The organism is Neobacillus sp. BP17 (genome assembly GCF_059579525.1).
This window is the reverse complement of the sequence record NZ_CM184198.1, coordinates 4,914,118-4,936,033: the sequence shown is the minus strand read 5'-3', so window position 1 is coordinate 4,936,033 and position 21,916 is coordinate 4,914,118. Positions and strand designations below refer to the sequence as shown.

The window sequence follows — 21,916 nt, the reverse complement described above, 5'->3', positions numbered from 1 at the left end:
GCAACCAATGACGAATAAAATTACGACCGTTCTTTTTGATTTAGATGGGACTTTAATTGATACGAATGAATTAATTATTACATCCTACCTGCATACATTGGAAAAATATTATCCAAACAAGTACAAGCGTGAGGATGTATTGCCGTTTATGGGACCGACACTGCACGAAGCGTTTGGCACCATCGATCCAGATCGGGTGGAAGAGATGATTTTAGAATATCGGGCCTTTAACATAAGCAACCATGATAATTTGGTGCGGGAATTTGCTGGGGTCTTGGAAACGGTGCGAACCTTAAAAGAAAAGGGCTACAAGCTGGGAATCGTCACGACAAAACGTCATGATGTGACGATGAAGGGACTTCATCTTATGAACCTAGAATCCTATTTCGAAGTGATTGTTGCCTACGATCATGTCAGCAAGACAAAACCAGATCCTGAGCCTATTTTTAAGGCATTGGAACAACTGGATTCTAGCCCGGAAGAGACAATGATGGTTGGCGATAATTACCATGATATTTTAGCAGGGAAAAATGCAGGTACCGCAACGGCTGGCTGTGCCTGGTCGATTAAAGGCAGAGAGTATATTGCCAAATATGAACCCGATTATATTCTAGAGAACATGGCTGACCTATTACCTATCCTCGGAGAGTGAGAAAGATGAGGAATACGACCCGCTATCCGGTTGAAGGAGCGAACTCTTTATGGCACGTCTATAAGACCGTGCCTTTTTGGAAAGTTGTTAAGAATTTTATTGTGATTCAATTAGCCCGCTACACGCCATTCTTAGGGATGAAAAATTGGCTGTATCGGGTGTTCCTTGGGCTTGAGGTGGGCGAACAAACATCCTTCGCATTAATGGTTATGCTTGATGTAATGTTTCCAGAAAAAATCAGTGTCGGCCGAAATACGGTGATTGGATACAACACGACCATCCTAGCTCATGAATATTTAATTAAAGAATACCGGCTTGGTCCTGTGGTGATTGGCAGTGAAGTGATGATTGGTGCGAACTCCACGATCCTTCCAGGGATTACGATTGGAGATGGGGCCATTGTCTCAGCTGGGACCCTTGTCCATAAAGATGTTCCTCCAGGGGCGTTTGTTGGCGGGAATCCAATGCGGGTCATTTATACAAAGGAAGAGTTGGCCGAGCGCTGGGCCGATGATTCGATTTATGGACGGAGAAAATAATATAGTGGAATTTTTTTAAGTCTGGTTTTCGCAACCAGGCTTTTTTTGTAGTAAACTAACAATTAAAATGTTATTTCGCGGAAAAATTCAGAAACTTGGCGGAATTCCATACTAGGTTGGCGGATATATGCCGAGGTTTGGCGGAATCCTACCACAGATTGGCGGAATTCTATCCTAGTTCTGCGGAATCCCTCCCCAAAAGTTTCAGATTTTTTCATTGACGAATAGTTTTTCAAAGGGTAAACTAAAACTACTTTAATTCATTATCACATTAGCAGACTAAAGTATTTTGAAAATTTTAAAATAACGTAATCTAAAATAAAGGATGAGCAGGATGAGTCGCTTGTTTATGTTTGAAAAGCCCCTGGGCATGAGAGATACGCTGCCAGAGTTGTATGAAAAAAAACACCGTGTTCGAACTTTAATGGAAGATACCATCAAACTTTGGGGCTGCCAATTTATTGAAACACCTACACTGGAATACTATGAAACAGTTGGATCGGCATCGGCCATTCAAGATGCCCAGTTGTTCCGATTGCTCGACAAACAAGGGCATACACTGGTTTTACGACCTGATATGACAGCGCCTATCGCCCGCGTAGCCGCATCAAAACTATTGCAGGATGATATGCCTCTTCGATTAGCCTACTCAGCGAACGTGTTCCGCGCTCAGCAGCGTGAAGGCGGACGCCCCGCTGAATTTGAACAAATCGGCGTGGAATTCCTAAATGACGAAACCGTTTCGTGCGATGGCGAAGTGATTGCCTTACTTATTTCTTCATTAAAAAAAGCAGGGTTATCACAGTTCCAAGTATCAATTGGTCATATTGGTTTTGCCCAGGAATTATTTTTACAAATCCTTGGGACGGATGAGCGGGCTAATTCGTTACGAAGATTTTTATATGAAAAAAATTATGTCGGTTACCGCGAGCATGTAAACTCGTTATCCTTATCATCAATTGATAAACAAAGACTTCTTCAATTCCTCGACTTAAGGGGAGGAATCGAAGTGATCGGCAAGGCCTTCGATTTAATTGAAAATGAACAAGGCAAGCTTGCACTTCTGCAGTTAAAAGAACTAAGGGATTGTCTGAACGATTACGGTGTCGAGGATCAAGTGAAATTTGATTTTACCATCGTCAGCCATATGAGCTATTATTCTGGAATATTATTTGAAGTTTACGCGGGGAATGTTGGCTTTCCTATCGGTAATGGCGGCCGCTACAGCTTAATTGAGAAATTTGGGAAAAATGCAAGTGCCACCGGGTTCGCGGTACATCTTGACCGACTGCTAGAGGCGCTGGGCAACATCGACTTCGAAAATACAGTAACCTGTATCTTTTTCAGTCAGGAGCGCCGAAAGGAAGCTTTTCAATTAGCTGAACAGATGCATAACGAAGGAAAACGGACCGTGCTCCAAGATATTAATGGCGTCAAAAACCTTGATGCCTTTACAAAGAAATTTGCGGATACTACCTACTTACTCGGAGGGCGTGCCGATGAATAATATACTAACGATTGCAATGCCGAAAGGGCGTATTTTTGAAGAAGCGGTTGAACTGCTTCGGAAAGCTGGGTATCAGCTTCCACCTGAATTTGATGATTCGCGGAAATTAATCATCGAGGTTGAAAATGAGGGGCTGCGATTTATTTTGGCGAAACCAACCGATGTTCCTACTTATGTGGAGCATGGGGTCGCCGATATCGGTATCGCCGGCAAGGATGTCATGCTGGAGGAAGAGCGTGATGTTTATGAACTCCTCGACTTACGGATTAGTGCCTGCTATTTAGCGGTTGCCGGCTTGCCAAACACAAAAATGAATGATGTGGCGCCTAGGGTAGCCACGAAATACCCGAATGTGGCTGAAGCCTATTTCCGTGAACAGGGAGAACAGGTGGAAATCATCAAATTAAACGGTTCAATTGAACTTGCTCCGATCATTGGTTTATCAGATAGGATTGTGGATATTGTTTCCACCGGCCGAACGATGAGGGAAAATGGTCTTGTTGAGTATGAGAGGATTGTGGATGTCACATCCCGACTGATCGTTAATCCCGTCAGCTACCGCATCAAGGATACAAAGATTGACGAACTAGTAACAAGGCTTAGTAAAGTTGTCTCTTTGGAGGAAAATTAACATGAAAATAGTAAAAGTAAATGACCTTGTTTCGTTAAAGCGATCAATCGAGTCAGGTACCTCCGAGCAAGTAAACGTAGTCAAAGAAATTATTTCAGCGATTCGCACGCGCGGCGATGAAGCATTAAGGGAATATACTGAGAAATTCGATCGTGTGCGCTTATCTTCTTTTTCTGTCACCGAAAAAGAAATAGAGGCTGCCTACACACAGGTAGATGAGCGTTTTCTCTCGATTGTCCGAGAAGCGGCGGAAAATATTCGCTCGTTTCATGAAAAGCAGCTGCGGCCATCATGGATGATAACGGAGGAAAATGGAACCGTTCTAGGGCAAAAAATCACACCGCTCGATTCGGTCGGGGTATATGTGCCAGGCGGTACAGCAGCGTATCCTTCCTCTGTCCTTATGAACGTCCTTCCAGCGAAAGTCGCTGGTGTAAAGCGGATCGTAATGGTGTCGCCGCCAGACGACCAAGGCCAATTACCTGCAGCTGTATTGGTTGCAGCCAAGGAAGCGGGCGTTGAGGAAATTTATAAAGTGGGTGGGGCCCAAGCAATTGCGGCACTTGCCTATGGAACCGAATCAATTAACTCTGTTGATAAAATTACCGGTCCCGGAAATATCTACGTGGCGTTAGCTAAACGTGAGGTTTTCGGGGATGTGGATATTGATATGATTGCCGGTCCAAGCGAAATTGCCATATTGGCAGATGAAACAGCAAAAGCAGACGAGGTAGCGGCGGACCTTCTGTCACAGGCAGAACATGACCCGCGTGCCTGCAGCGTCTTGGTCACTCCTTCGAGTGCCCTGGCTGAAGCAGTCAGCCTGGAAGTGGAAAAGCAACTCGAGCTGCTGCCACGGAAAGACATCGCCTCCCGCTCAATTGCGGATTATGGTGCCATTTACATAACAGATACAATCGAAGAAGCCATCGAAACTGTTAATCAATTAGCACCGGAACATTTAGAAATTATCACAGAAGATGCGATCGAACTGCTTGGGAAGATCCGACACGCAGGAGCCATTTTTATCGGCCGCTATAGCTCTGAGCCGGTTGGTGACTACTTTGCTGGTCCTAATCATGTTCTCCCAACTAACGGAACAGCCCGCTTTTCTAGTCCATTGAATGTGGATGATTTTCAGAAGAAATCAAGCGTGATTATCTACAGTCAAAAGGCGATGGTTGAGAATGGGGCTAAGATTGCTGAGTTTGCCCGGAAGGAAGGGCTTGAAGCCCATGCACGGGCAGTTGAATTCCGATTGAAAAACGACGGAAAATTATAAAATAATCGTACTGCACAATAAATAGGGGGTCCCATTTCATGGAAAGAATCGCAAGTATTGAACGAAACACTAATGAAACACAAATTCAATTAACATTAGATGTGGATGGGGAAGGTCAGTCTACTTTAGAAACGGGCGTACCGTTTATGACCCATATGCTTGATTTATTCACAAAACATGGACAATTCAACCTAACAGTGAATGCCAATGGGGATACAGAAGTTGATGACCACCATACAACAGAAGATATTGGTATTTGTCTTGGACAAGCCTTACGTGAAGCCTTAGGTGACAAACGCGGGATTAAGCGTTACGGGAATGCCTTTGTACCAATGGATGAAGCATTGGCACAGGTTGTCGTTGACCTCAGTAATCGTCCGCATTTAGAAATGCGTGCCGAGTTCCCAGGACAAAAAGTGGGCACCTTTGACACTGAGCTGGTTCATGAATTTTTATGGAAGCTTGCACTTGAGGCCCGGATGAATCTCCATGTCATCGTCCATTACGGAAAAAATACCCACCATATGATCGAAGCCGTCTTTAAAGCGCTCGGCCGTGCCCTTGACGAAGCAACAACCATCGACCCGCGCATCAAAGGCATTCCCTCGACAAAAGGAATGCTCTAGAAAAAAGTAGTGTAGTGTAATGTAATGGTATGTAGTGTAGTGGTGTCAGGCACCATGTGAAAAACATAACTTAGGTGTCAGGCACCAAGGATAGGCACCGTGAAAGGATGGTTTTAGATGATTGGCATTGTTGACTATGGAATGGGAAATCTGTTTAGTGTTAGCAAGGCATTGGAACGGCTCGGTGCTGAGTATTTTATTTCGGCTGATAAGGGTGAGCTGCTGGCGGCAGATGCTTTACTTCTTCCAGGTGTGGGCTCCTTTCGGGATGCGATGGAGCGTTTGCCAGTAGAGACGATTAAGGAATTTGCGGCATCAGGTAAACCGCTCCTTGGGATTTGCCTCGGGATGCAATTGCTGTTTGAACGAAGTGAGGAAAATGGACCGACAGAAGGTTTAGGATTGTTACCGGGCCGTGTTCGCCGTTTTCCAGGGAAAACGCCGGAAGGACAGACCTACAAAGTTCCGCATATGGGCTGGAATCGACTTGAATTTGTCCAAGAATCCCCGCTATTAAAAAACTTAGAAGAGGACTATGTCTATTTCGTTCATTCCTATTATGTGGATGCGGAAAACTCCGATGTGTTACTGGCAAAGGCTAATTATAACGAACAAGTATCTGCGGTTGTGGGTAAAGATAATATATTTGGGATGCAATTTCATCCTGAAAAAAGCAGCAAGCTGGGCATGGCCCTGCTCGCTAATTTTCTACAAATGGTGGAGGAAAGGAAGGCAGTCCGATGAGTTTAACGATTTATCCAGCAATTGATATGCGCGGCGGCAAGTGCGTCCGACTTCTCCAAGGGGACTACGACCAAGAAACCATTTATGGTGACTCGCCATTTGATATGGCCAAAAGTTTTGCAGCTGACGGCTCCGAGTGGATTCACATGGTGGACCTTGACGGGGCAAAAGATGGCAAGCGGGTCAATGACCGGTTTGTGATTGAAGCCGCGCAAAAGTTAAATGTAAATATTCAGATTGGCGGCGGTATTCGCTCGGAGGAGGATATCCTTCACTATCTTGAGAATGGTGTGAACCGTGTCATCATTGGCAGTATTGCAGTTTCTAACCCCGAATTTGCCATCGATATGATCAAAAAATACGGTGCGAAAATTGCCGTCGGCATTGATGCTAAAAATGGCTATGTCGCGACACACGGTTGGCTGGATACTTCAGAATTAAAGGCCGTCGATCTCGGCAAGCGCTTTGCAGAAGCCGGGGCGGAGACGTTTATTTTTACGGATATCGCTACGGATGGAACACTAGCCGGTCCGAATATCGCCGCTGTATGTGAAATGGCTGAAGTGACGGGGAAAAATGTAATTGCCTCCGGCGGAGTGAGCAGTCTAGCAGACTTACAAGCCATTGCTTCGCAAGGGATTCAAGGAGCAATCGTCGGAAAAGCCCTTTATGAAAACCGCTTTACGCTAAAAGAGGCCCTGAAAGTGGGTGGCTCCCGATGACTCTCACAAAAAGAATCATCCCATGCCTGGATGTAAAAGATGGCCGAGTGGTCAAAGGGATCCAATTTGTGCAGCTGCGCGATGCCGGTGATCCGGTTGAACTAGCGCGCTTTTACGATGAACAGGGAGCGGATGAACTTGTTTTTCTAGATATCTCTGCCTCTGTTGAAGGCAGAAAAACAATGGTTGAAGTCGTAAAGGCGGTCGCCTCTGAGTTGGCCATTCCGTTTACGGTAGGCGGGGGCATTAATGCATTGGAAGATATGAAAAGAATCCTCCGTGCCGGCGCGGATAAAGTGTCGCTGAATACGGCAGCGGTCCTTAACCCGGTACTGATCAAGGAAGGTGCCAGCTACTTTGGCTCGCAATGCATTGTTGTCGCAATCGATGCGAAATATGATGAAGAAGTGGGAACATGGCGGGTATTCACCCACGGTGGCAGAACACCGACAGACAAATTAGTTGTTGAGTGGGCTAGCGAAGCTGCCCGTCTGGGTGCGGGTGAAATTTTACTAACGAGCATGGATAGTGACGGTGAGAAGAATGGATTCGACCTGGAGCTGACGAAGGCAGTCAGCGAAGCGGTAACTATTCCTGTCATTGCTTCGGGCGGGGCAGGGAATTCGGAACACTTCGAGGAAGCGTTCTTAGCCGGAAAAGCAGATGCGGCTCTCGCTGCGTCCATTTTTCACTATAAAGAGACATCTGTTCATGAAGTAAAAAGCTATTTACGGGAAAAAGGAGTGACGGTTCGATGAATGTACGATTTGATGAAAAAGGGTTAGTGCCTGCGATTATTCAAGATGCTGGAACAAAAGAAGTATTAACGCTCGCTTATATGAACGAGGAGTCGCTCGCCAAAACAATTGAAACTGGCGAAACATGGTTCTACAGCCGTTCTCGCAAGGAATTATGGCATAAAGGTGCAACAAGCGGAAATACACAGACCGTAGTCGGCATGAACTATGACTGTGACCAAGATGCAATATTAGTCCTTGTATATCCAAAGGGGCCGGCATGCCATACTGGTGCGGTTAGCTGTTTTACAGAAAGAGGCTATACGGGGACATCAAGTCTGGCAGACTATGAGATCTTACAATCGCTTGAAAAAGTCATCGTTGACCGTGAACGTGAGCGTCCAGAAGGGGCTTACACCACCTATTTGTTTGAAAAAGGCGTCGATAAGATTTTGAAAAAAGTTGGTGAAGAAGCGGCCGAAGTAATTATTGCAGCGAAAAACCGCGACGCAGAGGAACTGCGTTGGGAAGCAGCTGATCTCCTTTATCACTTGCAGGTATTACTCGTTGAACAAGGCCTTCCATTCAAGGAAGTTTTGAGAACTTTAGAAGAGAGACACAAGGACCGGTCGTAAATCGACTGGTTTTTTTATGCTTTTTTTCTGGTATCTTCTCGAACATCTCCCTAGTGTGGTATACTACCTTAGTTATGTTAAAAATGTGGAGGACTTCATGGGTAAAGACGCGAAAGCAAGAAAGCATATGGGAAAATTACTTACATTTGTTCCTACGGGGGAATATTATTTCACGAAGGGTTTAAAGGCATACCATCGACGTGATTTTATAAAAGCAAAAAAATATCTTGGGCGAGCGATGCAGCTTGAGCCGGGTGAACCGATGATTATATGCCAGTTGGCGATCGTGTCAACAGAACTTGGCGAGTTTGAACATTCCAACCGGCTCTTGCACCTCATCCTTGAAGAACTAGATCAAGAAATGGTGGAATGCCATTACTTTTTGGCCAATAATTATGCCCATATGGGATTTTTTAAAGATGCGTATCACCACGCCAAACTGTATTTACAGCTAGATCCAGATGGTGACTTTAGCGAGGATACTGAGGATTTACTAGATGTACTTACATTGGAATCAGAAGATCTTGAGGATGATCTGTATCAGCAGGATGACCTTATCGTTAAACAAGAACAGGCTCGTGACCTGCTTGAGTCAGGGTACTTTCCAAAAGCGATTGAACTGTTAAAAGATGTCGTCAAGGATTATCCAGAGTACTGGTCAGCGTACAACAACTTGGCGCTCGCCTATTTTTATTTAGGGGAGACAAAAAAGGCGGAATCCATTTTAGATGATGTATTAGAGCGAAATCCAGGTAATCTACATGCCCTATGTAACCAGCTTGTATTTGCCTATTATCAAGGGCAGGAACAAGATGTTGCCGGTATGATTGACATGTTAAAGAAAATTCAACCACTTTTAAGTGAACAGCAATTCAAACTGGGGGCCTCATTTGCTCTAGTAGGTGAATATGACCTAGCCTATGTATGGTTGAAAAAATTATATAAGCAAGGCTTTGATGGTGATAGTCCGTTTTACTACTGGCTTTCCCATTCTGCCTATTTCACAGGCAATGAAACGTTCGCAAAAAATATCTGGAAAAAAGTGCTGGAACTTAATCCTGATAAAGAAGGCTCTGAACCATGGAACAAAGAAAATGCACCAACCAATGGTTTTGAAGACCTTTCCGGTTCAATTTTTCAAAAACTGGACAGCGACTATGTGGAGGAACGCTTATTTGCCCTTTTCCTCACGACTGTATCGAGTAAAAAGGAAGAAATCATCACCTCCAAGCGACTGTTTCAAAATCAGAAATTTACGTCCTTGGAAAAGGAATATATCTCATTGATTCGTTCGGGAAAACCTTCGATGACGGCCGAGGCACAGGAAGTGGCCGAACTCTTTTATGAGACCTTTCAACCGATTGGCACCATTGAGTCCGGTTTATACTTGATGTGGTTTTCTGTATTTGTCGAGGTTTCCAAAGACAGCCTTCCATTGAAAAATAAACGTGCCTGGGCGGGTGCCGTCGAGTATGTTTGGCATAAACTGCGTAGTGAAAAGGTTTCACAGCAAGAGGTAGCCGATCGTTATGGAATTTCATCCGCAACCATTGGTAAATATGTGAAAATAGTGAATAAATATTTGAACTAAGCAAATTGGTGGACGATAAAACATTTGTTATATACGATTAAGTAAGGGAACAATAATTCTTACTTAATCGTATTTTTTTTATATAGGGAGTGTTTAAACCATGTCAGATGAAAAAATTTATGACGTTATTATTGCCGGTGCTGGCCCTGCGGGGATGACAGCGGCTGTTTATACATCACGAGCAAACCTATCCACATTAATGATTGAGCGCGGAATGCCGGGCGGACAAATGGCCAATACGGAGGACGTGGAAAACTATCCAGGTTTTGAAAGTATTTTAGGTCCAGATTTATCAACTAAAATGTTCGAGCATGCGAAAAAATTTGGTGCTGAATATGCGTATGGCGATATTAAAGAAATCCAAGACCATGGCGATTATAAAATCGTAGTCGCAGGCTCCAAGCAATACAAGGCCTACGCGGTCATCATTACAACGGGTGCAGAATATAAGAAAATTGGCGTTCCAGGGGAAAAAGAGCTTGGCGGCCGCGGTGTATCCTATTGTGCGGTTTGTGATGGAGCTTTCTTTAAAGGAAAGGAATTATTCGTCATTGGAGGAGGGGACTCAGCTGTTGAAGAAGGTGTGTACTTAACCCGCTTTGCTTCCAAGGTAACCATCGTTCATCGCCGTAATGAATTGCGTGCACAAAAAATTCTTCAGGACCGTGCTTTTGCTAATGAGAAGGTGGATTTTATTTGGAATCACACGATCAAGGCTATTAATGACAAGGATGGCAAAGTAGGCAGTGTCACACTCGTTTCTACCGAAAATGGTGAAGAGCAAGTATTACCGGCTGACGGTGTCTTCATTTACATCGGTATGGTTCCGCTATCGAAACCATTTACGAGCCTTGGAATTACCAATGATAATGGATATATTGAAACGAATGACCGGATGGAAACAAGGGTACCGGGAATTTATGCTGCAGGAGATATTCGTGAAAAAACACTGCGCCAGATTGTAACAGCGACTGGGGATGGCAGTATCGCAGCCCAAAGCGCCCAGCATTATATTGAAGAACTTAAAGAGGGAATGAAACAAAAAAGTTAAATTGTGTTAAAGCTTAAGTTGATATTTGCACTCTGTTGACCTTCGTTCCAGCCGCGAAGACTCCTGCGGGAGTACGGGGCAGGGGAGACCCCGCAGGCGCTAAAGGCGCCGAGGAGGCTCCCCGCAACGCCCGCGGAAAGCGAAGCGACTGAAACGGAAATCAACAGACTAGTTAAACAAAGCCAAAAGCTTAAAAAAGAAATATGAAGGGGGTATTTAAAAACGTAAAACTGTTTTAATTCTTCTGTAACAATTGTGCAATATAGTTACGGTATGATAGAAACAGTAATTGACCCCCTTTAAAAATATATTTCTTTTATGCACAGGCCCGTAGCCTGTGCTATTTTTTTTTGGGGTTTCTGCTCATATCCCCATGTTTTACAAGAACATAACTAACCACTGTTAAATTTAACATAAATATCAAATTTGTATTCATTGTGACTGTATCCTAAAAATAGTATAATAATAAGAATGAATTCAAAGTTATAGTAGGAAATATTGCCATGCCTCAGAGAGAGTTTGTATAGAAAAAGACCAAGCCTCTAATGAGAGCTGTTAAAATGCAGATGCTGTGTAAAAGAGGGTGAATGCTGTGCAAAGAGTCACCAATTGTGTATTGATTAGAGACGGAAAAATATTGCTTCTGCAAAAGCCACGCCGCGGCTGGTGGGTGGCTCCTGGCGGGAAAATGGAGCCAGGCGAATCTGTCCGGGATTCCTGCATCAGGGAATATCGTGAGGAAACAGGAATCTATCTAAAAAATCCACAATTAAAAGGGATTTTTACAATGATTATGAAAGAAAATGACCAATTGCTTTCAGAATGGATGATGTTTACATTTGTGGCCACTGATTCGGATGGAGTCGATCTAGACGAATCCGAGGAAGGCAAGTTGGAGTGGCAAATGATTGATCAATTGAAGAATTTGCCAATGGCCGCTGGCGATTATCATATTCTTGATTATATGATTCATGGAAAAGGAATTATTTACGGTACTTTTACTTATACAAAAGACTTTCAACTAATCAGTTACCGATTAGATCCAAGCTAATTTATAGGGGGAATAAATCATGAGTACCGGTGCGGTAAATGACATACAAATGGTCATTATTACAGGAATGTCTGGTGCAGGAAAAACTGTTGCCATTCAAAGTTTTGAAGATTTAGGGTTCTTCTGTGTCGATAATCTGCCTCCAACACTGCTTCCAAAATTCCTTGAACTTATGAAGGAATCCGGGAATAAGATGAATAAAGTTGCTCTCGTGATGGACCTGCGGGGCAGAGAATTCTTTGATCATCTCTTTAAAGCATTAGATGAATTGGCAGAAACCTCCTGGGTAGCTCCGAGGATCTTATTTTTAGATGCAGAAGATTCCACATTAGTGCGTAGATATAAGGAAACAAGGCGGTCACATCCACTCGCACAGACAGGTCTGCCGTTAGAAGGTATAACGCTTGAGCGCGAGCTTCTTGAAGAACTGAAAGGCAGGGCTCAAGTGATTTACAATACTTCCCTGATGAAACCTAGGGAACTTCGTGAGAAAATATTAACTGAATTTACCGCGAATAAACAATCAATCTTTACAGTCAATGTCATGTCATTCGGCTTTAAGTATGGAATTCCCATTGATGCGGATCTAGTGTTTGATGTGCGCTTCTTGCCAAATCCTCATTATATTGAGCATATGAGACCTAAAACAGGATTAGATGAAGATGTCTCCGGCTATGTATTAAAATGGAATGAAACGCATAAGTTCTTAGAAAAAGTAACCGACCTGCTTTCCTTTATGCTTCCACATTATAAGCGAGAGGGGAAAGCCCAGCTAGTCATTGCAATTGGTTGTACAGGTGGACAGCATCGTTCGGTAACACTGGCTGAGTATCTAGGTAAATTTTTCGAAAAGGACTACAAGACATGTATTTCTCATCGTGACATTGAGAGGAGAAAGGAAAAAACTACATGAGCATTTACGGACAGCCTCGAATTGTCGTCATAGGCGGGGGAACAGGATTACCAGTTTTATTGCGTGGATTAAAACAGTATCCAGTCGATATTACCGCCATAGTGACAGTCGCGGATGACGGCGGCAGTTCAGGACGTTTGCGTGAGGACTTGCATATTCCTCCTCCTGGTGACATCCGCAATGTGTTAGCGTCATTATCGGATGTGGAACCGCTCGTTGAGGAAATGTTTCAGCATCGATTTAAAACATCGAATGAACTTTCTGGACATTCGCTTGGCAATTTAATCCTAGCGGCGATGACCTCGATTACAGGTAATTTTGTTCACGCCATTCAAGAAATGAGCAAGATTTTAAATGTTCACGGCAAAGTTTTGCCTGCAGCCAATCAAAGTGTTGTTCTTCATGCGGAAATGGAAGACGGGACAATTGTCTCAGGGGAATCGAAAATCCCCTACTCTGGGAAAAGAATTAAAAAAGTATTTATGACGCCGGAGAATATTCGACCTCTACCAGAGACTATTCAAGCGATTCGTCAAGCCGATTTAATCATAATTGGACCAGGAAGTTTATATACAAGCATTCTGCCAAATCTACTCGTTCCCAAAATCGGGGATGAGCTGTGCCGCTCCCATGCCAAAAAGGTCTATATCTGTAATTTAATGACCCAGGCCGGGGAAACGCATGGTTTTTCAGCAAGTGATCATGTAAAAGCCTTATATGATCATATGAGCTGTGCATTTATTAATACCATCCTTGTGAATAATGAAGAAATTCCACAGGACATCCAGCTCCGTTATAATGAAGAGTTGGCCGATCCTGTTGTCTACGATTTGCCGCAACTGTTTGAATTAGGGCTCGAAGTGGTTCATGCGGATATTGCTTACCAAGAAAATGGCGCATTACGTCATGACCCGAAAAAAGTGGCAAAAATCTTATATAATTTGCTTTTAGTTGAAACCAAAAAGCGTTATGAAACGTAATTATAGTTACTATTAAAAAACGCATAAATCTAGTGTGTTTTTAGTATGGAGGGGAAAGGGATGTCTTTCGCTTCGGAAACGAAAAAAGAATTAACTAACTTAGAAGTGAAAACGTGCTGTATTCAAGCAGAGTTATCAGCTCTCATTCGGATGAATGGTTCCCTTTCATTCTCAAATCGAAAGTTAGTTGTTGATATTCAAACCGAAAATGCTGCGATTGCCAGAAGAATTTATACATTAATAAAAAAGAGTTATGATGTCCAAGTCGAGCTGCTTGTTCGGAAGAAGATGCGTTTGAAAAAAAACAATGTCTATATTGTCCGTTTATCCCAGCAAGCAAAGGAAATTCTCGAGGATACCAAAATCATCGGTGAAGGTTTTACGATTATTCACGATATTTCACCAGAACTTGTAAAGAAGAAATGTTGTAAGCGTTCTTATCTCCGCGGTGCATTTCTAGCAGGCGGATCTGTCAATAATCCAGAGACATCCTCCTATCATTTGGAGATTGCTTCGCTCTATAAAGAACACAATGATTCTTTATGCGAATTGATGAATACATTTGGGCTTAATAGCAAAACACTTGAACGCAAGAAAGGTTATATTACCTACTTAAAAGAAGCAGAGAAAATAACCGAGTTTTTAAATATTGTTGGTGCCCATAACGCACTCCTACGCTTCGAGGATGTTCGAATTGTTCGTGATATGCGCAATTCAGTTAATCGGCTTGTAAATTGCGAAACCGCCAATCTTAATAAAACAATTGGTGCTTCGATTCGGCAGGTCGAGAATATACGCTATATCGACCAGACAGTCGGTCTGCAAATTTTACCTGAGAAGTTAAGAGAAATTGCAGAACTCCGCTTAAATTATACCGATGTAACCCTTAAGGAATTGGGGGAAATGGTTTCTGGCGGTGCGATCAGTAAGTCTGGGATTAATCATCGTTTGAGAAAAATTGATGCTATCGCGGAAAGGCTTCGTATAGGGGATATGATGATCTCAGAATAGAAAATTCTTTCATAAGTAATCTTGTGAAAGCCATAACATGAGCTGGTAGTAAATTTTTTGAATAAGCTTCAAGAAATATAGACGAATAAAACATGAGGAGGAATTGTATAATGTTAGTGAAACAAGTAGAAGTGAAATTGAAAACTGGTCTTCAAGCACGTCCAGCAGCCCTTTTTGTCCAAGAAGCCAATCGGTTCTCTGCGGATATTTTCCTGGAGAAGGATGGAAAGAAAGTTAATGCGAAGAGCATTATGGGCTTAATGAGTCTTGCGGTTGGCTCTGGTGTCATGATTGATATCGTGGCAGATGGTGACGATGAAGCATCCGCGATTGAAGCATTGGCTGATTTTATTCAAAAAGAACAGTAATATATTTGCGGCCGGTTCCATATGGGACCGGCTGTTTTATTATTTTTAGAAGAATAAAAAAAGCAACCGGTCGATGCCGATTGCTTCTTTGTTACTTATTTATTTTTCTTCTCATCATCAATTAGATTACGTGTGATAATGTGGTCGATTAAACCATATTCTTTTGCACGTTCGGCAGTCATGAAGTTGTCGCGGTCTGTATCTTTGGCAATTACTTCAAGAGGCTGGCCTGTCCGTTCTGATAAAATACCATTTAATTTTTCACGAAGGAAGAGGATACGCTTTGCAGCAATTTCAATTTCAGTTGCTTGTCCTTGTGCACCGCCTAGTGGTTGGTGAATCATAACCTCCGCATTTGGAAGGGCATAACGCTTGCCTGGTTCACCAGCTGCAAGTAAGAATGCACCCATAGATGCAGCCATACCAATACAAATCGTTTGAACTTTTGGCTTGATGAATTGCATAGTATCATAAATCGCCATACCAGCTGTGATGCTGCCGCCTGGGCTGTTGATATATAAAGAAATATCTTTTTCAGGATTATCCGCTTCAAGGAATAATAATTGTGCTACAATGCTGTTAGCTACATGGTCGTCGATGGCGCTTCCCAGCATAATAATCCGGTCTTTTAACAGACGGGAGTAAATGTCATACGCTCGCTCGCCCCGGTTTGTTTGTTCAATTACTGTAGGGATCAAATTCATTTTTCTTCCTCCTTTGATTGTAAAGGTAATAGTAATATGTATTGTTATCATACACTGATGGTCAATAAAGGTCAAACAATTTGACTATAAAATTGTTCGACAACTTTCCCTAATCCATCATAACCATTTTTAAGAATTTTAAACTAAATCTTTACTTGCAAAGTGCGGGAAACTGGCATATAATATGTAAGTCGTTAGAATTTAGCGCTCGTGGTGCAACGGATACGCCGAGCGTAAGTGAAACATTTACATATCATAAACTTTACAATGCCACCGCTCTGTTACTGAGTTTGTGGCATTTTTTGTGTCCATTTTTATGGGGACAGCTCAACTATAAATACCACGAAAACAACCACGAATTATAAGACGAACCTCGACCATTAAAATGGGAGGGAATCGCCATGAAACGAAGAAATACCGTCACCACTTCAATCGCTCAAAAACTAGAAACCACGCTAGAAGAAATTGAGCAATCATCATCATTTCAAAAAGCCACTACAGAATTTTTCAAGCATTGTCGTATTAAAGGGTTATCGTCTGAAACGGTTAAATTTTATCAAAAAGAATTGAAACAGATTGGCAGAGCATTTGCTGAAATATCAGTTCCGTTATCAGACATTAGAAAAGTAAAAATAGTTCACATTGAAAATTTTATTGAGTACCAGCAAGAACTAGGACGAGCAATCAACACCATTAACTCACGATTACGAGCTGGAAGGACATTCTTCAATTATTGCTTACGGAAAAAGTATATAAACGCTAATCCATTTGATGGAATCCAGCAATTAAAGAAAAGGCACGAAGTAGGAGCGACATTCAGTAAGCAACAATTGAAACGTTTACTGAACGCACCAGACGTGTCAAGCTTCGTTGGTTTACGTGATTTAAGTCTAATGTTAACCTTCGCTCACACTGGGGTACGTTTGACCGAGCTAACGTCACTACGTGTACAGGACGTTTCATTCGATGGAAAGGGTGCAATCAATGTCCAACGTGCCAAGAACCGTTACGCTCGTAGAATCCCACTCACAAACCGTTTAAAACAGGTTCTGAAAGCATATGTCGAGGAACGTGGAGCTTTAGACCATGATTTATTATTCATTAATATTGAAAATCAACCTTTAGGAGCTAGAACAGTTCAAGAGCGATTAAAACATTATGGCAAAGAGACAGGGGTTGAAAATCAAGTATCAGTTTCACCTCATGCTTTTCGTAGGACATTTTGTCGGTTAAAAGTTGAAGCAGGAACAAATGTATTTGTTCTTCAGCGTTTAAGTGGTCACCAATCGCTTGAGATTTTAAAGCGATATGTAGAAATTTACGGAAAGGATTTAGAGCAGGCAATTGAACAAGGTTTTGATTGAACTCAACGCAAAATTGCGGTCAGTGGATTTAGCTCAACTCAAAATTGAGTTCAGCAGATTTAACCAACTCAGAGTTGAGGGCGTTAAAATCCGCTAACAAAAAGATTTAGAAAAAAATAAGCTCGTGTTAATATGTAAAAGTTTACAAACAAAAAGAAACGTTCCCCCACAGTTTGCCGACCAGAAGGGAACGTTTCTTCTAAAATTACAACTTCATTGTAGCATGATTGTTATGGTGAAGTCTAAAGGAGAAATCGCCAAATGAATGGAATTATTAAGAGACGGAAAACAAGTGATTATGCTCAAATCCACAACGGAGCATTACAAAGCCTTGAAGATATTCGTTCAATCGGTTTAATATCTCATTTAATGTCATTACCAGAAAGCTGGGTAATCAGTAAGATGCAATTGTACAGCAAGTTTGGTCGAGGTCCGATTACCAATGCAATTAAAGAATTGGAAGCGAAAAATTACTGGGTAACAATTCAATATCGAGATGGGAAAAAGACTTTGTATTATTATAACGTCAGTGACGTAGCTTTTGACGATAGTCACGTTTTAACTATGATTGAAGAGATAAATCAAGGCGGATATAAAATAATCGCTATATCCGAAAGCTTTACGCATTTAATTTCCATTGGTGAAAATCAACAACTCAAAAAAGCTGATAATCCTAAAATTGTGGATTCTTGCGTTGTTGATTCTCAACAATTGATGGTCAACAATTCACTATCAACAGTTGAAAATCGACACCTAATAAATAAATATGAAAAACGAAATAAAGAAAAACAAAATAAAGATAAAAGAAACATTGTTAATTTACAAGGCATTGACAATTATTTAAACGCTAATAAATTTAAAATTGCTTTAATTAGTGCCTGTAATGAATTTTACACCGAATTTGCACCGAGTAGATGGAATAAACAACAATGGTTAACGCTCATAGAAACATTCGTTAATGAAAAAATTGAGGACAATACATACAAGAGAGTTCCAGCAGATAAAATTAGGGGATATGCCTACGCTTCAATTAAAAACATGGCACATAAAGTTGATATGAAAAACGGAAAAATAGAGTTCAGTAGCAGTGGTGAAATTCCGTTTTATGATTGGTTAAATAATTAAAGGTGGGGAAAGCAGTGGATTTAAACGAAGATTTTTTAAATAAAACAGCAATCAAAAATGATTTAGCTTTAATCAAAAGTTGTTTAAAGTTGATTAACAGCAGTATTAAAGCCAGCAAAAATAACGGAGAAGATTTCTCCGTTACCGCTGATGAAAAATTACACGACTTAGTCACCAGTGTAGATACAATATTGACCAAATTAAAAAAAATATCAATTGGGGTATTGAAGAAAATTTTTGAATATTAATATTCAATTTCACTAGACAGTTAGCTTTGACGTTGTAATAGTTGAGGGATATAAATGTATGTCCGATATATTAACGTTCAAAGCTGACACGTTCAGTGCATTTTAGGAATGAAAGGGGATAACATTATGAGGGTTATTAAAGCTATTTTTAAAAACTCTATAGTGCAAATACTAGCGTTGGCATTAACGACAATATTAATATTTGGAGCTATGGGAGTTATGATATTTAATTCAGCTTTTCCTTCCAATCCAGTAGACGATAAAAAAGCAGAAATTGCTAAAGAAAGGGCAAAATTACGAGCAGAAGCTGTTAAACAGTGGCAAAAGGAAGAGATGGAACAAATGAGATAGAAAATAGATAAAGGTGATATATCCGTATTAATGGCTAGATATAAATAGAATATAAAATATATATATCTAAACCTGGCAAGATATAGAAAATATATGAAAGTTGTATAAAAATCTAGGGAGTTCTAAGCTCCCTAGTCAGTAAAATTAACATTTTATTACCTTTTATCATTGCTTAATCGGAATTATTTCATTTTCAAGTTTATATTTGAAGATAAGTTCCACTAATTTATGGCCATCGATTAAAGTTATTTTTATATCTATGTCTGGCTCTTTTAATTTTTCCACAAAACGGATTGCCTCATTAGAAAATCTAGTAGTTGTAACAAAATATCCTTTATTTCCCTTCCTTGCAACTAGCGCTCCTGTAAAATCACGTAGTAATGGTTCACCAATTGGATAACGATTATCCTTTAATTTAGATTGAAAATAGACTTTTGATTTCGTATCCTGCCCCAAATGGATGATACCATCAATTCCTCCGTCATTATTAGGAGGTGTAATTTCAACATAATCTAAAAAATCCACGTTATACATTCTTGATAAAATCAACCCTGAAAAATGTTCGAACTCTGTTTCAGTCATTTTTATTTTTTTTAAAAACACATCGTACTTTTTTATGAGGTTTTGCCGTGTTAACTCTTTTTCCTGTATGAGTTTCTTCTCTTGCCTTGCTTTAGCGAGCTCATTTAAATACGTTATAGTAATTTCACTTGGATTGCTTCTTATTATTCTATTTGCATCATCTGTAGCTATAAATGGAAATCTGTTAAATACTAATCCAGCTCTAACCAATTGTACATAGGATAATATTACGTGTTCATTAAACCTTCCTATGCCTGAAATATCTTTTATACCCAAGTCAGTTTGAGTTAGACCAAACTTCTTGGCTAGTTGTTCATTAGCTTCTTTTATACTCTTAATTTTTTTATTAATAATTAACTTTAACAGTGGTAAAGGAATTTCATCGATACGAGGTACAGCCATTAATAACGACCTCCTAATTATTAATTTGAAATATATGTAAATTATAATATAGTTGATTTTTCTAAAAAAAGGAACAAAAAAACCTATGAAAACATAGGTTTTTTAGTAATTATGAAGTTTCCTTTAATTCATTAGCAAAGTTATTAATTTTTTCATCAATAAATTGCTTCCATGATGGAGCGTCAGAAGTGGAGCAAATCTCCTGACAACTATTAATAAGTTCTTCTAACATTTTATAATTGATTCTACGCTGACCACCATTAAATCCATTTTCAAAAATAGCAATAAATTGAGGTAGAATTTCTAAATTCATTTTCTTATCGTCTTGTTGGTACCAAACTCCTAAACGAAATGTTTCCGCTGTATTTGTATCAATAGAACGTGCCATAAATAGTCCATATACTGGCTTGCCAGTTGCAGCTGTCACCTTAGCTTTTTCCTTTGCAACGTGCCTACCCACTGGCTCACCTTCTGCGGCTTCTTGATATAGAAAGAAAAAAGTGAATTGATTATTAATATTCAATTTCAATAACTGTGTAAACAACAAATTGGTATAATGGTATATAAAGGAATTTTACTTTGGGAGGTAAATTTTTTGACTGCTTTATCATTCGGAAAATTAGAAGAAGCCTATATATTTGTTTATGAGAACGCAAAGGAACTATTAGAAGAATCAAGTCTATTATTTGAAAATAAAAAATATGCTAGGTGTTATGCTTTAGCCCAAATTGCTCACGAAGAATTAGCAAAATTACCAATTATATATCAAGAAGCTACTCGGTCATTTTTTAAGGAGCTTCATGATTGGAAAAACTTCCACAAACGATTAAGAAGTCATGAATTAAAGAATAAACAGAATTTCGCTTTTTATAGAATGATGTTAGACATTACAGGAAATGAGAACTCAAGTTTTAAAATAGAAAAAATGCAAGAAAATCTCGATTACGTTAATAAAATGAAAAATATCAGCCTTTATGCAGATATACAAAATAATAAATTCACAAAACCTTCTCATGAAATAACAAAAAGTTTGGCCATAGCACATTTGGAATTGGTGGAGGAAATGTTCAAAACGTACAGTTTAAGTGGTTTTCATGTTAAAGGAGGAATAAAGAAATCATTGGAACATGAAGGGGCCAGATTACAAAGAGAAATTTTTAATAAGCAGGGGTTAATCAAATGAATGAGAAGAGCAATTTAGAAATTTCATTGGATTTGTCTGAAATTCTTTTATATCTTGAATTAATGAAAAAAAATAAAAGGAATCTTTCAGTTATAGAAATGAATTTAATGTTATTTTTCTTAAAGGATTATGAGGAAGTAAAGGCATTTTACAGCAGGTTTACGGAACTCGGATTGAAAATGCCCAAAAATTATGAAGCAGATACGCTTATCCATTTTATTGAGGTACTTGAAGATACATATAAATTAAAAGAAGTAATTATCGCCAAAAGAGATAGAAGAAAAAAATACTATTTTTCGTCTTTATTTATCCACCAAATATTATTAAGTAAAACCAAGGAACAAGCCGAACAAATTTGGAATGAAGCAATAGAATATGATGTAGATTTAGCAGAAACATGGATAGATAGGCATAACTCCAAGTGGAGAATTAAGCAAGACCTTGAAGAATGGCGGAGAAACAGACTTCCATATGATTTTCAGTATTTACCAGAAATGTATGAGAATTTTTGTGAAATGAAGAATGGTTACTTTGCAGAACTGTCCTTGCCACAGTTAAAGCAAAAATTACTTCAGGATGAAGTTTTTGTCGAAGATACTCGTAAAGAAACAAAACTCACTGTGTTTAGTCGAAGTGTATTTATAAAAGAGTTTGCAAGAAAAGTAGCAAATGGAATCTGCCAGTTATGTGATAATGAGGCACCATTTGTAGACAAGCAAGGAACCCCATTTTTAGAAGTTCATCACATTCATTATTTGTCCAAAGGAGGCAGTGATACGATTGATAATGTTGTTGCCCTATGTCCTAACTGTCATAGAAAAATACACCATTTAGAATCGGAAGAAGATTTCAATAAACTCAGAATAAAAGCAGGAGAGAATATAGAAAAATCAATGTAGTGTTAAGGAGGAATAAAA

The 21,916-nt window shown here is 40.2% G+C and carries 26 protein-coding genes; 23 read left to right on the top strand and 3 right to left on the bottom strand.

The genetic code is table 11. The annotated features are described in order from the left end of the window. Positions 1-7 precede the first annotated feature (7 nt). From ppaX to AC4QJR_RS24165, 17 genes are all read left to right on the top strand, one after another. Entirely contained in the window at positions 8-652 is a 645-nt protein-coding gene (gene ppaX, locus AC4QJR_RS24245) for a pyrophosphatase PpaX (protein WP_496524451.1), read from the top strand. 5 nt (positions 653-657) lie between these two features. After that, positions 658-1,191 carry an acyltransferase gene (locus AC4QJR_RS24240; protein ID WP_375375234.1) on the top strand — a complete coding sequence of 178 codons (534 nt, stop codon included), beginning with the start codon at positions 658-660 and terminating at the stop codon, positions 1,189-1,191. Between the two features lie 334 nt (positions 1,192-1,525). After that, the gene (locus tag AC4QJR_RS24235; protein ID WP_496524450.1) at positions 1,526-2,698 is read left to right on the top strand and encodes an ATP phosphoribosyltransferase regulatory subunit; all 1,173 of its coding nucleotides are present in this window, start codon (positions 1,526-1,528) and stop codon (positions 2,696-2,698) included. Further along, positions 2,691-3,329 (top strand): ATP phosphoribosyltransferase, encoded by a 639-nt coding sequence (hisG, locus tag AC4QJR_RS24230; RefSeq protein ID WP_251458107.1) that lies wholly within the window; start codon positions 2,691-2,693, stop codon positions 3,327-3,329. The genes AC4QJR_RS24235 and hisG overlap by 8 nt, the downstream gene beginning before the upstream one ends. Position 3,330: 1 nt before the next feature. After that, complete coding sequence (hisD, locus tag AC4QJR_RS24225) at positions 3,331-4,611, top strand: histidinol dehydrogenase (RefSeq protein WP_496524449.1); 1,281 nt, start codon at positions 3,331-3,333, stop codon at positions 4,609-4,611. A 38-nt stretch (positions 4,612-4,649) separates the two neighbouring features. Further along, the gene (hisB, locus tag AC4QJR_RS24220) at positions 4,650-5,237 is read left to right on the top strand and encodes an imidazoleglycerol-phosphate dehydratase HisB (RefSeq protein WP_496524448.1); all 588 of its coding nucleotides are present in this window, start codon (positions 4,650-4,652) and stop codon (positions 5,235-5,237) included. A gap of 117 nt (positions 5,238-5,354) precedes the next feature. Next, the gene (hisH, locus tag AC4QJR_RS24215) at positions 5,355-5,981 is read left to right on the top strand and encodes an imidazole glycerol phosphate synthase subunit HisH (protein WP_496524447.1); all 627 of its coding nucleotides are present in this window, start codon (positions 5,355-5,357) and stop codon (positions 5,979-5,981) included. Beyond that, positions 5,978-6,703 carry a 1-(5-phosphoribosyl)-5-[(5-phosphoribosylamino)methylideneamino]imidazole-4-carboxamide isomerase gene (hisA, locus tag AC4QJR_RS24210; RefSeq protein ID WP_496524446.1) on the top strand — a complete coding sequence of 242 codons (726 nt, stop codon included), beginning with the start codon at positions 5,978-5,980 and terminating at the stop codon, positions 6,701-6,703. Before hisH ends, hisA begins: the two co-directional genes overlap by 4 nt. Next, the gene (hisF, locus tag AC4QJR_RS24205) at positions 6,700-7,461 is read left to right on the top strand and encodes an imidazole glycerol phosphate synthase subunit HisF (protein WP_496524445.1); all 762 of its coding nucleotides are present in this window, start codon (positions 6,700-6,702) and stop codon (positions 7,459-7,461) included. Before hisA ends, hisF begins: the two co-directional genes overlap by 4 nt. Further along, positions 7,458-8,075, top strand: coding sequence for a bifunctional phosphoribosyl-AMP cyclohydrolase/phosphoribosyl-ATP diphosphatase HisIE (gene hisIE / locus AC4QJR_RS24200; protein WP_496524444.1), 618 nt, complete (start codon positions 7,458-7,460; stop codon positions 8,073-8,075). The genes hisF and hisIE overlap by 4 nt, the downstream gene beginning before the upstream one ends. A gap of 97 nt (positions 8,076-8,172) precedes the next feature. After that, positions 8,173-9,666: a tetratricopeptide repeat protein gene (locus AC4QJR_RS24195; protein ID WP_496524443.1), complete on the top strand. Its 1,494-nt coding sequence runs from the start codon at positions 8,173-8,175 to the stop codon at positions 9,664-9,666. Between the two features lie 100 nt (positions 9,667-9,766). Beyond that, positions 9,767-10,717: a thioredoxin-disulfide reductase gene (trxB, locus tag AC4QJR_RS24190; RefSeq protein WP_375375228.1), complete on the top strand. Its 951-nt coding sequence runs from the start codon at positions 9,767-9,769 to the stop codon at positions 10,715-10,717. Between the two features lie 592 nt (positions 10,718-11,309). Further along, positions 11,310-11,768 carry an 8-oxo-dGTP diphosphatase gene (locus tag AC4QJR_RS24185; RefSeq protein ID WP_026567789.1) on the top strand — a complete coding sequence of 153 codons (459 nt, stop codon included), beginning with the start codon at positions 11,310-11,312 and terminating at the stop codon, positions 11,766-11,768. A gap of 19 nt (positions 11,769-11,787) precedes the next feature. Next, positions 11,788-12,681, top strand: a complete 894-nt coding sequence (gene rapZ / locus AC4QJR_RS24180; protein WP_496524442.1) for an RNase adapter RapZ — start codon at positions 11,788-11,790, stop codon at positions 12,679-12,681. Then, positions 12,678-13,661 (top strand): gluconeogenesis factor YvcK family protein, encoded by a 984-nt coding sequence (locus tag AC4QJR_RS24175; protein WP_180230016.1) that lies wholly within the window; start codon positions 12,678-12,680, stop codon positions 13,659-13,661. Before rapZ ends, AC4QJR_RS24175 begins: the two co-directional genes overlap by 4 nt. 60 nt (positions 13,662-13,721) lie before the next feature. Next, a complete protein-coding gene (whiA, locus tag AC4QJR_RS24170) occupies positions 13,722-14,672 on the top strand; it encodes a DNA-binding protein WhiA (protein ID WP_098572322.1) in 951 nt (316 codons plus the stop codon). Positions 14,673-14,782: 110 nt separating this feature from the next. After that, positions 14,783-15,040: an HPr family phosphocarrier protein gene (locus AC4QJR_RS24165; protein ID WP_026567793.1), complete on the top strand. Its 258-nt coding sequence runs from the start codon at positions 14,783-14,785 to the stop codon at positions 15,038-15,040. Between the two features lie 95 nt (positions 15,041-15,135). On the opposite strand, the gene clpP is transcribed toward AC4QJR_RS24165, so the two are convergent. Then, the gene (gene clpP, locus AC4QJR_RS24160) at positions 15,136-15,744 is read right to left on the bottom strand and encodes an ATP-dependent Clp endopeptidase proteolytic subunit ClpP (protein ID WP_098572323.1); all 609 of its coding nucleotides are present in this window, start codon (positions 15,742-15,744) and stop codon (positions 15,136-15,138) included. Positions 15,745-16,145: 401 nt separating this feature from the next. Here clpP and AC4QJR_RS24155 point away from each other — a divergent pair, with 401 nt between their 5' ends. The 4 genes from AC4QJR_RS24155 (at position 16,146) to AC4QJR_RS24140 (ending at position 18,832) form a co-directional block, all read left to right on the top strand. Further along, positions 16,146-17,108 (top strand): tyrosine-type recombinase/integrase, encoded by a 963-nt coding sequence (locus AC4QJR_RS24155; RefSeq protein ID WP_496524441.1) that lies wholly within the window; start codon positions 16,146-16,148, stop codon positions 17,106-17,108. Between the two features lie 261 nt (positions 17,109-17,369). Continuing rightward, positions 17,370-18,233, top strand: coding sequence for a hypothetical protein (locus tag AC4QJR_RS24150; protein ID WP_496524440.1), 864 nt, complete (start codon positions 17,370-17,372; stop codon positions 18,231-18,233). A 14-nt stretch (positions 18,234-18,247) separates the two neighbouring features. Then, positions 18,248-18,481, top strand: coding sequence for a phosphoglycerate mutase (locus AC4QJR_RS24145; protein WP_496524439.1), 234 nt, complete (start codon positions 18,248-18,250; stop codon positions 18,479-18,481). 126 nt (positions 18,482-18,607) lie between these two features. Further along, positions 18,608-18,832, top strand: a complete 225-nt coding sequence (locus AC4QJR_RS24140; protein ID WP_496524438.1) for a hypothetical protein — start codon at positions 18,608-18,610, stop codon at positions 18,830-18,832. A gap of 165 nt (positions 18,833-18,997) precedes the next feature. On the opposite strand, the gene AC4QJR_RS24135 is transcribed toward AC4QJR_RS24140, so the two are convergent. Then, positions 18,998-19,816, bottom strand: a complete 819-nt coding sequence (locus tag AC4QJR_RS24135) for a restriction endonuclease (RefSeq protein WP_496524437.1) — start codon at positions 19,814-19,816, stop codon at positions 18,998-19,000. A 109-nt stretch (positions 19,817-19,925) separates the two neighbouring features. Further along, positions 19,926-20,339: an AlwI family type II restriction endonuclease gene (locus tag AC4QJR_RS24130; protein WP_496524436.1), complete on the bottom strand. Its 414-nt coding sequence runs from the start codon at positions 20,337-20,339 to the stop codon at positions 19,926-19,928. 72 nt (positions 20,340-20,411) lie between these two features. Between AC4QJR_RS24130 and AC4QJR_RS24125 the strand changes: the two genes are divergently transcribed. Both AC4QJR_RS24125 and AC4QJR_RS24120 read left to right on the top strand, forming a co-directional pair. Beyond that, complete coding sequence (locus AC4QJR_RS24125; protein WP_496524435.1) at positions 20,412-20,999, top strand: AbiV family abortive infection protein; 588 nt, start codon at positions 20,412-20,414, stop codon at positions 20,997-20,999. After that, positions 20,996-21,898 carry an HNH endonuclease gene (locus tag AC4QJR_RS24120; RefSeq protein ID WP_496524434.1) on the top strand — a complete coding sequence of 301 codons (903 nt, stop codon included), beginning with the start codon at positions 20,996-20,998 and terminating at the stop codon, positions 21,896-21,898. The genes AC4QJR_RS24125 and AC4QJR_RS24120 overlap by 4 nt, the downstream gene beginning before the upstream one ends. Positions 21,899-21,916: the final 18 nt, after the last annotated feature.

Excerpts from the sequence above, each read along its gene's own strand:
- hisB (WP_496524448.1), top strand. The coding sequence starts at position 4,650 with ATGGAAAGAATCGCAAGTATTGAACGAAACACTAATGAAACACAAATT.
- hisA (WP_496524446.1), top strand. The coding sequence starts at position 5,978 with ATGAGTTTAACGATTTATCCAGCAATTGATATGCGCGGCGGCAAGTGC.
- whiA (WP_098572322.1), top strand. The coding sequence starts at position 13,722 with ATGTCTTTCGCTTCGGAAACGAAAAAAGAATTAACTAACTTAGAAGTG.
- hisH (WP_496524447.1), top strand. The coding sequence starts at position 5,355 with ATGATTGGCATTGTTGACTATGGAATGGGAAATCTGTTTAGTGTTAGC.
- AC4QJR_RS24175 (WP_180230016.1), top strand. The coding sequence starts at position 12,678 with ATGAGCATTTACGGACAGCCTCGAATTGTCGTCATAGGCGGGGGAACA.
- clpP (WP_098572323.1), bottom strand. The coding sequence starts at position 15,744 with ATGAATTTGATCCCTACAGTAATTGAACAAACAAACCGGGGCGAGCGA.
- AC4QJR_RS24120 (WP_496524434.1), top strand. The coding sequence starts at position 20,996 with ATGAATGAGAAGAGCAATTTAGAAATTTCATTGGATTTGTCTGAAATT.
- AC4QJR_RS24195 (WP_496524443.1), top strand. The coding sequence starts at position 8,173 with ATGGGTAAAGACGCGAAAGCAAGAAAGCATATGGGAAAATTACTTACA.
- AC4QJR_RS24155 (WP_496524441.1), top strand. The coding sequence starts at position 16,146 with ATGAAACGAAGAAATACCGTCACCACTTCAATCGCTCAAAAACTAGAA.
- AC4QJR_RS24150 (WP_496524440.1), top strand. The coding sequence starts at position 17,370 with ATGAATGGAATTATTAAGAGACGGAAAACAAGTGATTATGCTCAAATC.
- AC4QJR_RS24165 (WP_026567793.1), top strand. The coding sequence starts at position 14,783 with ATGTTAGTGAAACAAGTAGAAGTGAAATTGAAAACTGGTCTTCAAGCA.
- hisF (WP_496524445.1), top strand. The coding sequence starts at position 6,700 with ATGACTCTCACAAAAAGAATCATCCCATGCCTGGATGTAAAAGATGGC.
- hisIE (WP_496524444.1), top strand. The coding sequence starts at position 7,458 with ATGAATGTACGATTTGATGAAAAAGGGTTAGTGCCTGCGATTATTCAA.
- trxB (WP_375375228.1), top strand. The coding sequence starts at position 9,767 with ATGTCAGATGAAAAAATTTATGACGTTATTATTGCCGGTGCTGGCCCT.
- hisD (WP_496524449.1), top strand. The coding sequence starts at position 3,331 with ATGAAAATAGTAAAAGTAAATGACCTTGTTTCGTTAAAGCGATCAATC.
- AC4QJR_RS24235 (WP_496524450.1), top strand. The coding sequence starts at position 1,526 with ATGAGTCGCTTGTTTATGTTTGAAAAGCCCCTGGGCATGAGAGATACG.
- AC4QJR_RS24135 (WP_496524437.1), bottom strand. The coding sequence starts at position 19,816 with ATGGCTGTACCTCGTATCGATGAAATTCCTTTACCACTGTTAAAGTTA.
- AC4QJR_RS24140 (WP_496524438.1), top strand. The coding sequence starts at position 18,608 with ATGAGGGTTATTAAAGCTATTTTTAAAAACTCTATAGTGCAAATACTA.
- ppaX (WP_496524451.1), top strand. The coding sequence starts at position 8 with ATGACGAATAAAATTACGACCGTTCTTTTTGATTTAGATGGGACTTTA.
- hisG (WP_251458107.1), top strand. The coding sequence starts at position 2,691 with ATGAATAATATACTAACGATTGCAATGCCGAAAGGGCGTATTTTTGAA.
- rapZ (WP_496524442.1), top strand. The coding sequence starts at position 11,788 with ATGAGTACCGGTGCGGTAAATGACATACAAATGGTCATTATTACAGGA.
- AC4QJR_RS24240 (WP_375375234.1), top strand. The coding sequence starts at position 658 with ATGAGGAATACGACCCGCTATCCGGTTGAAGGAGCGAACTCTTTATGG.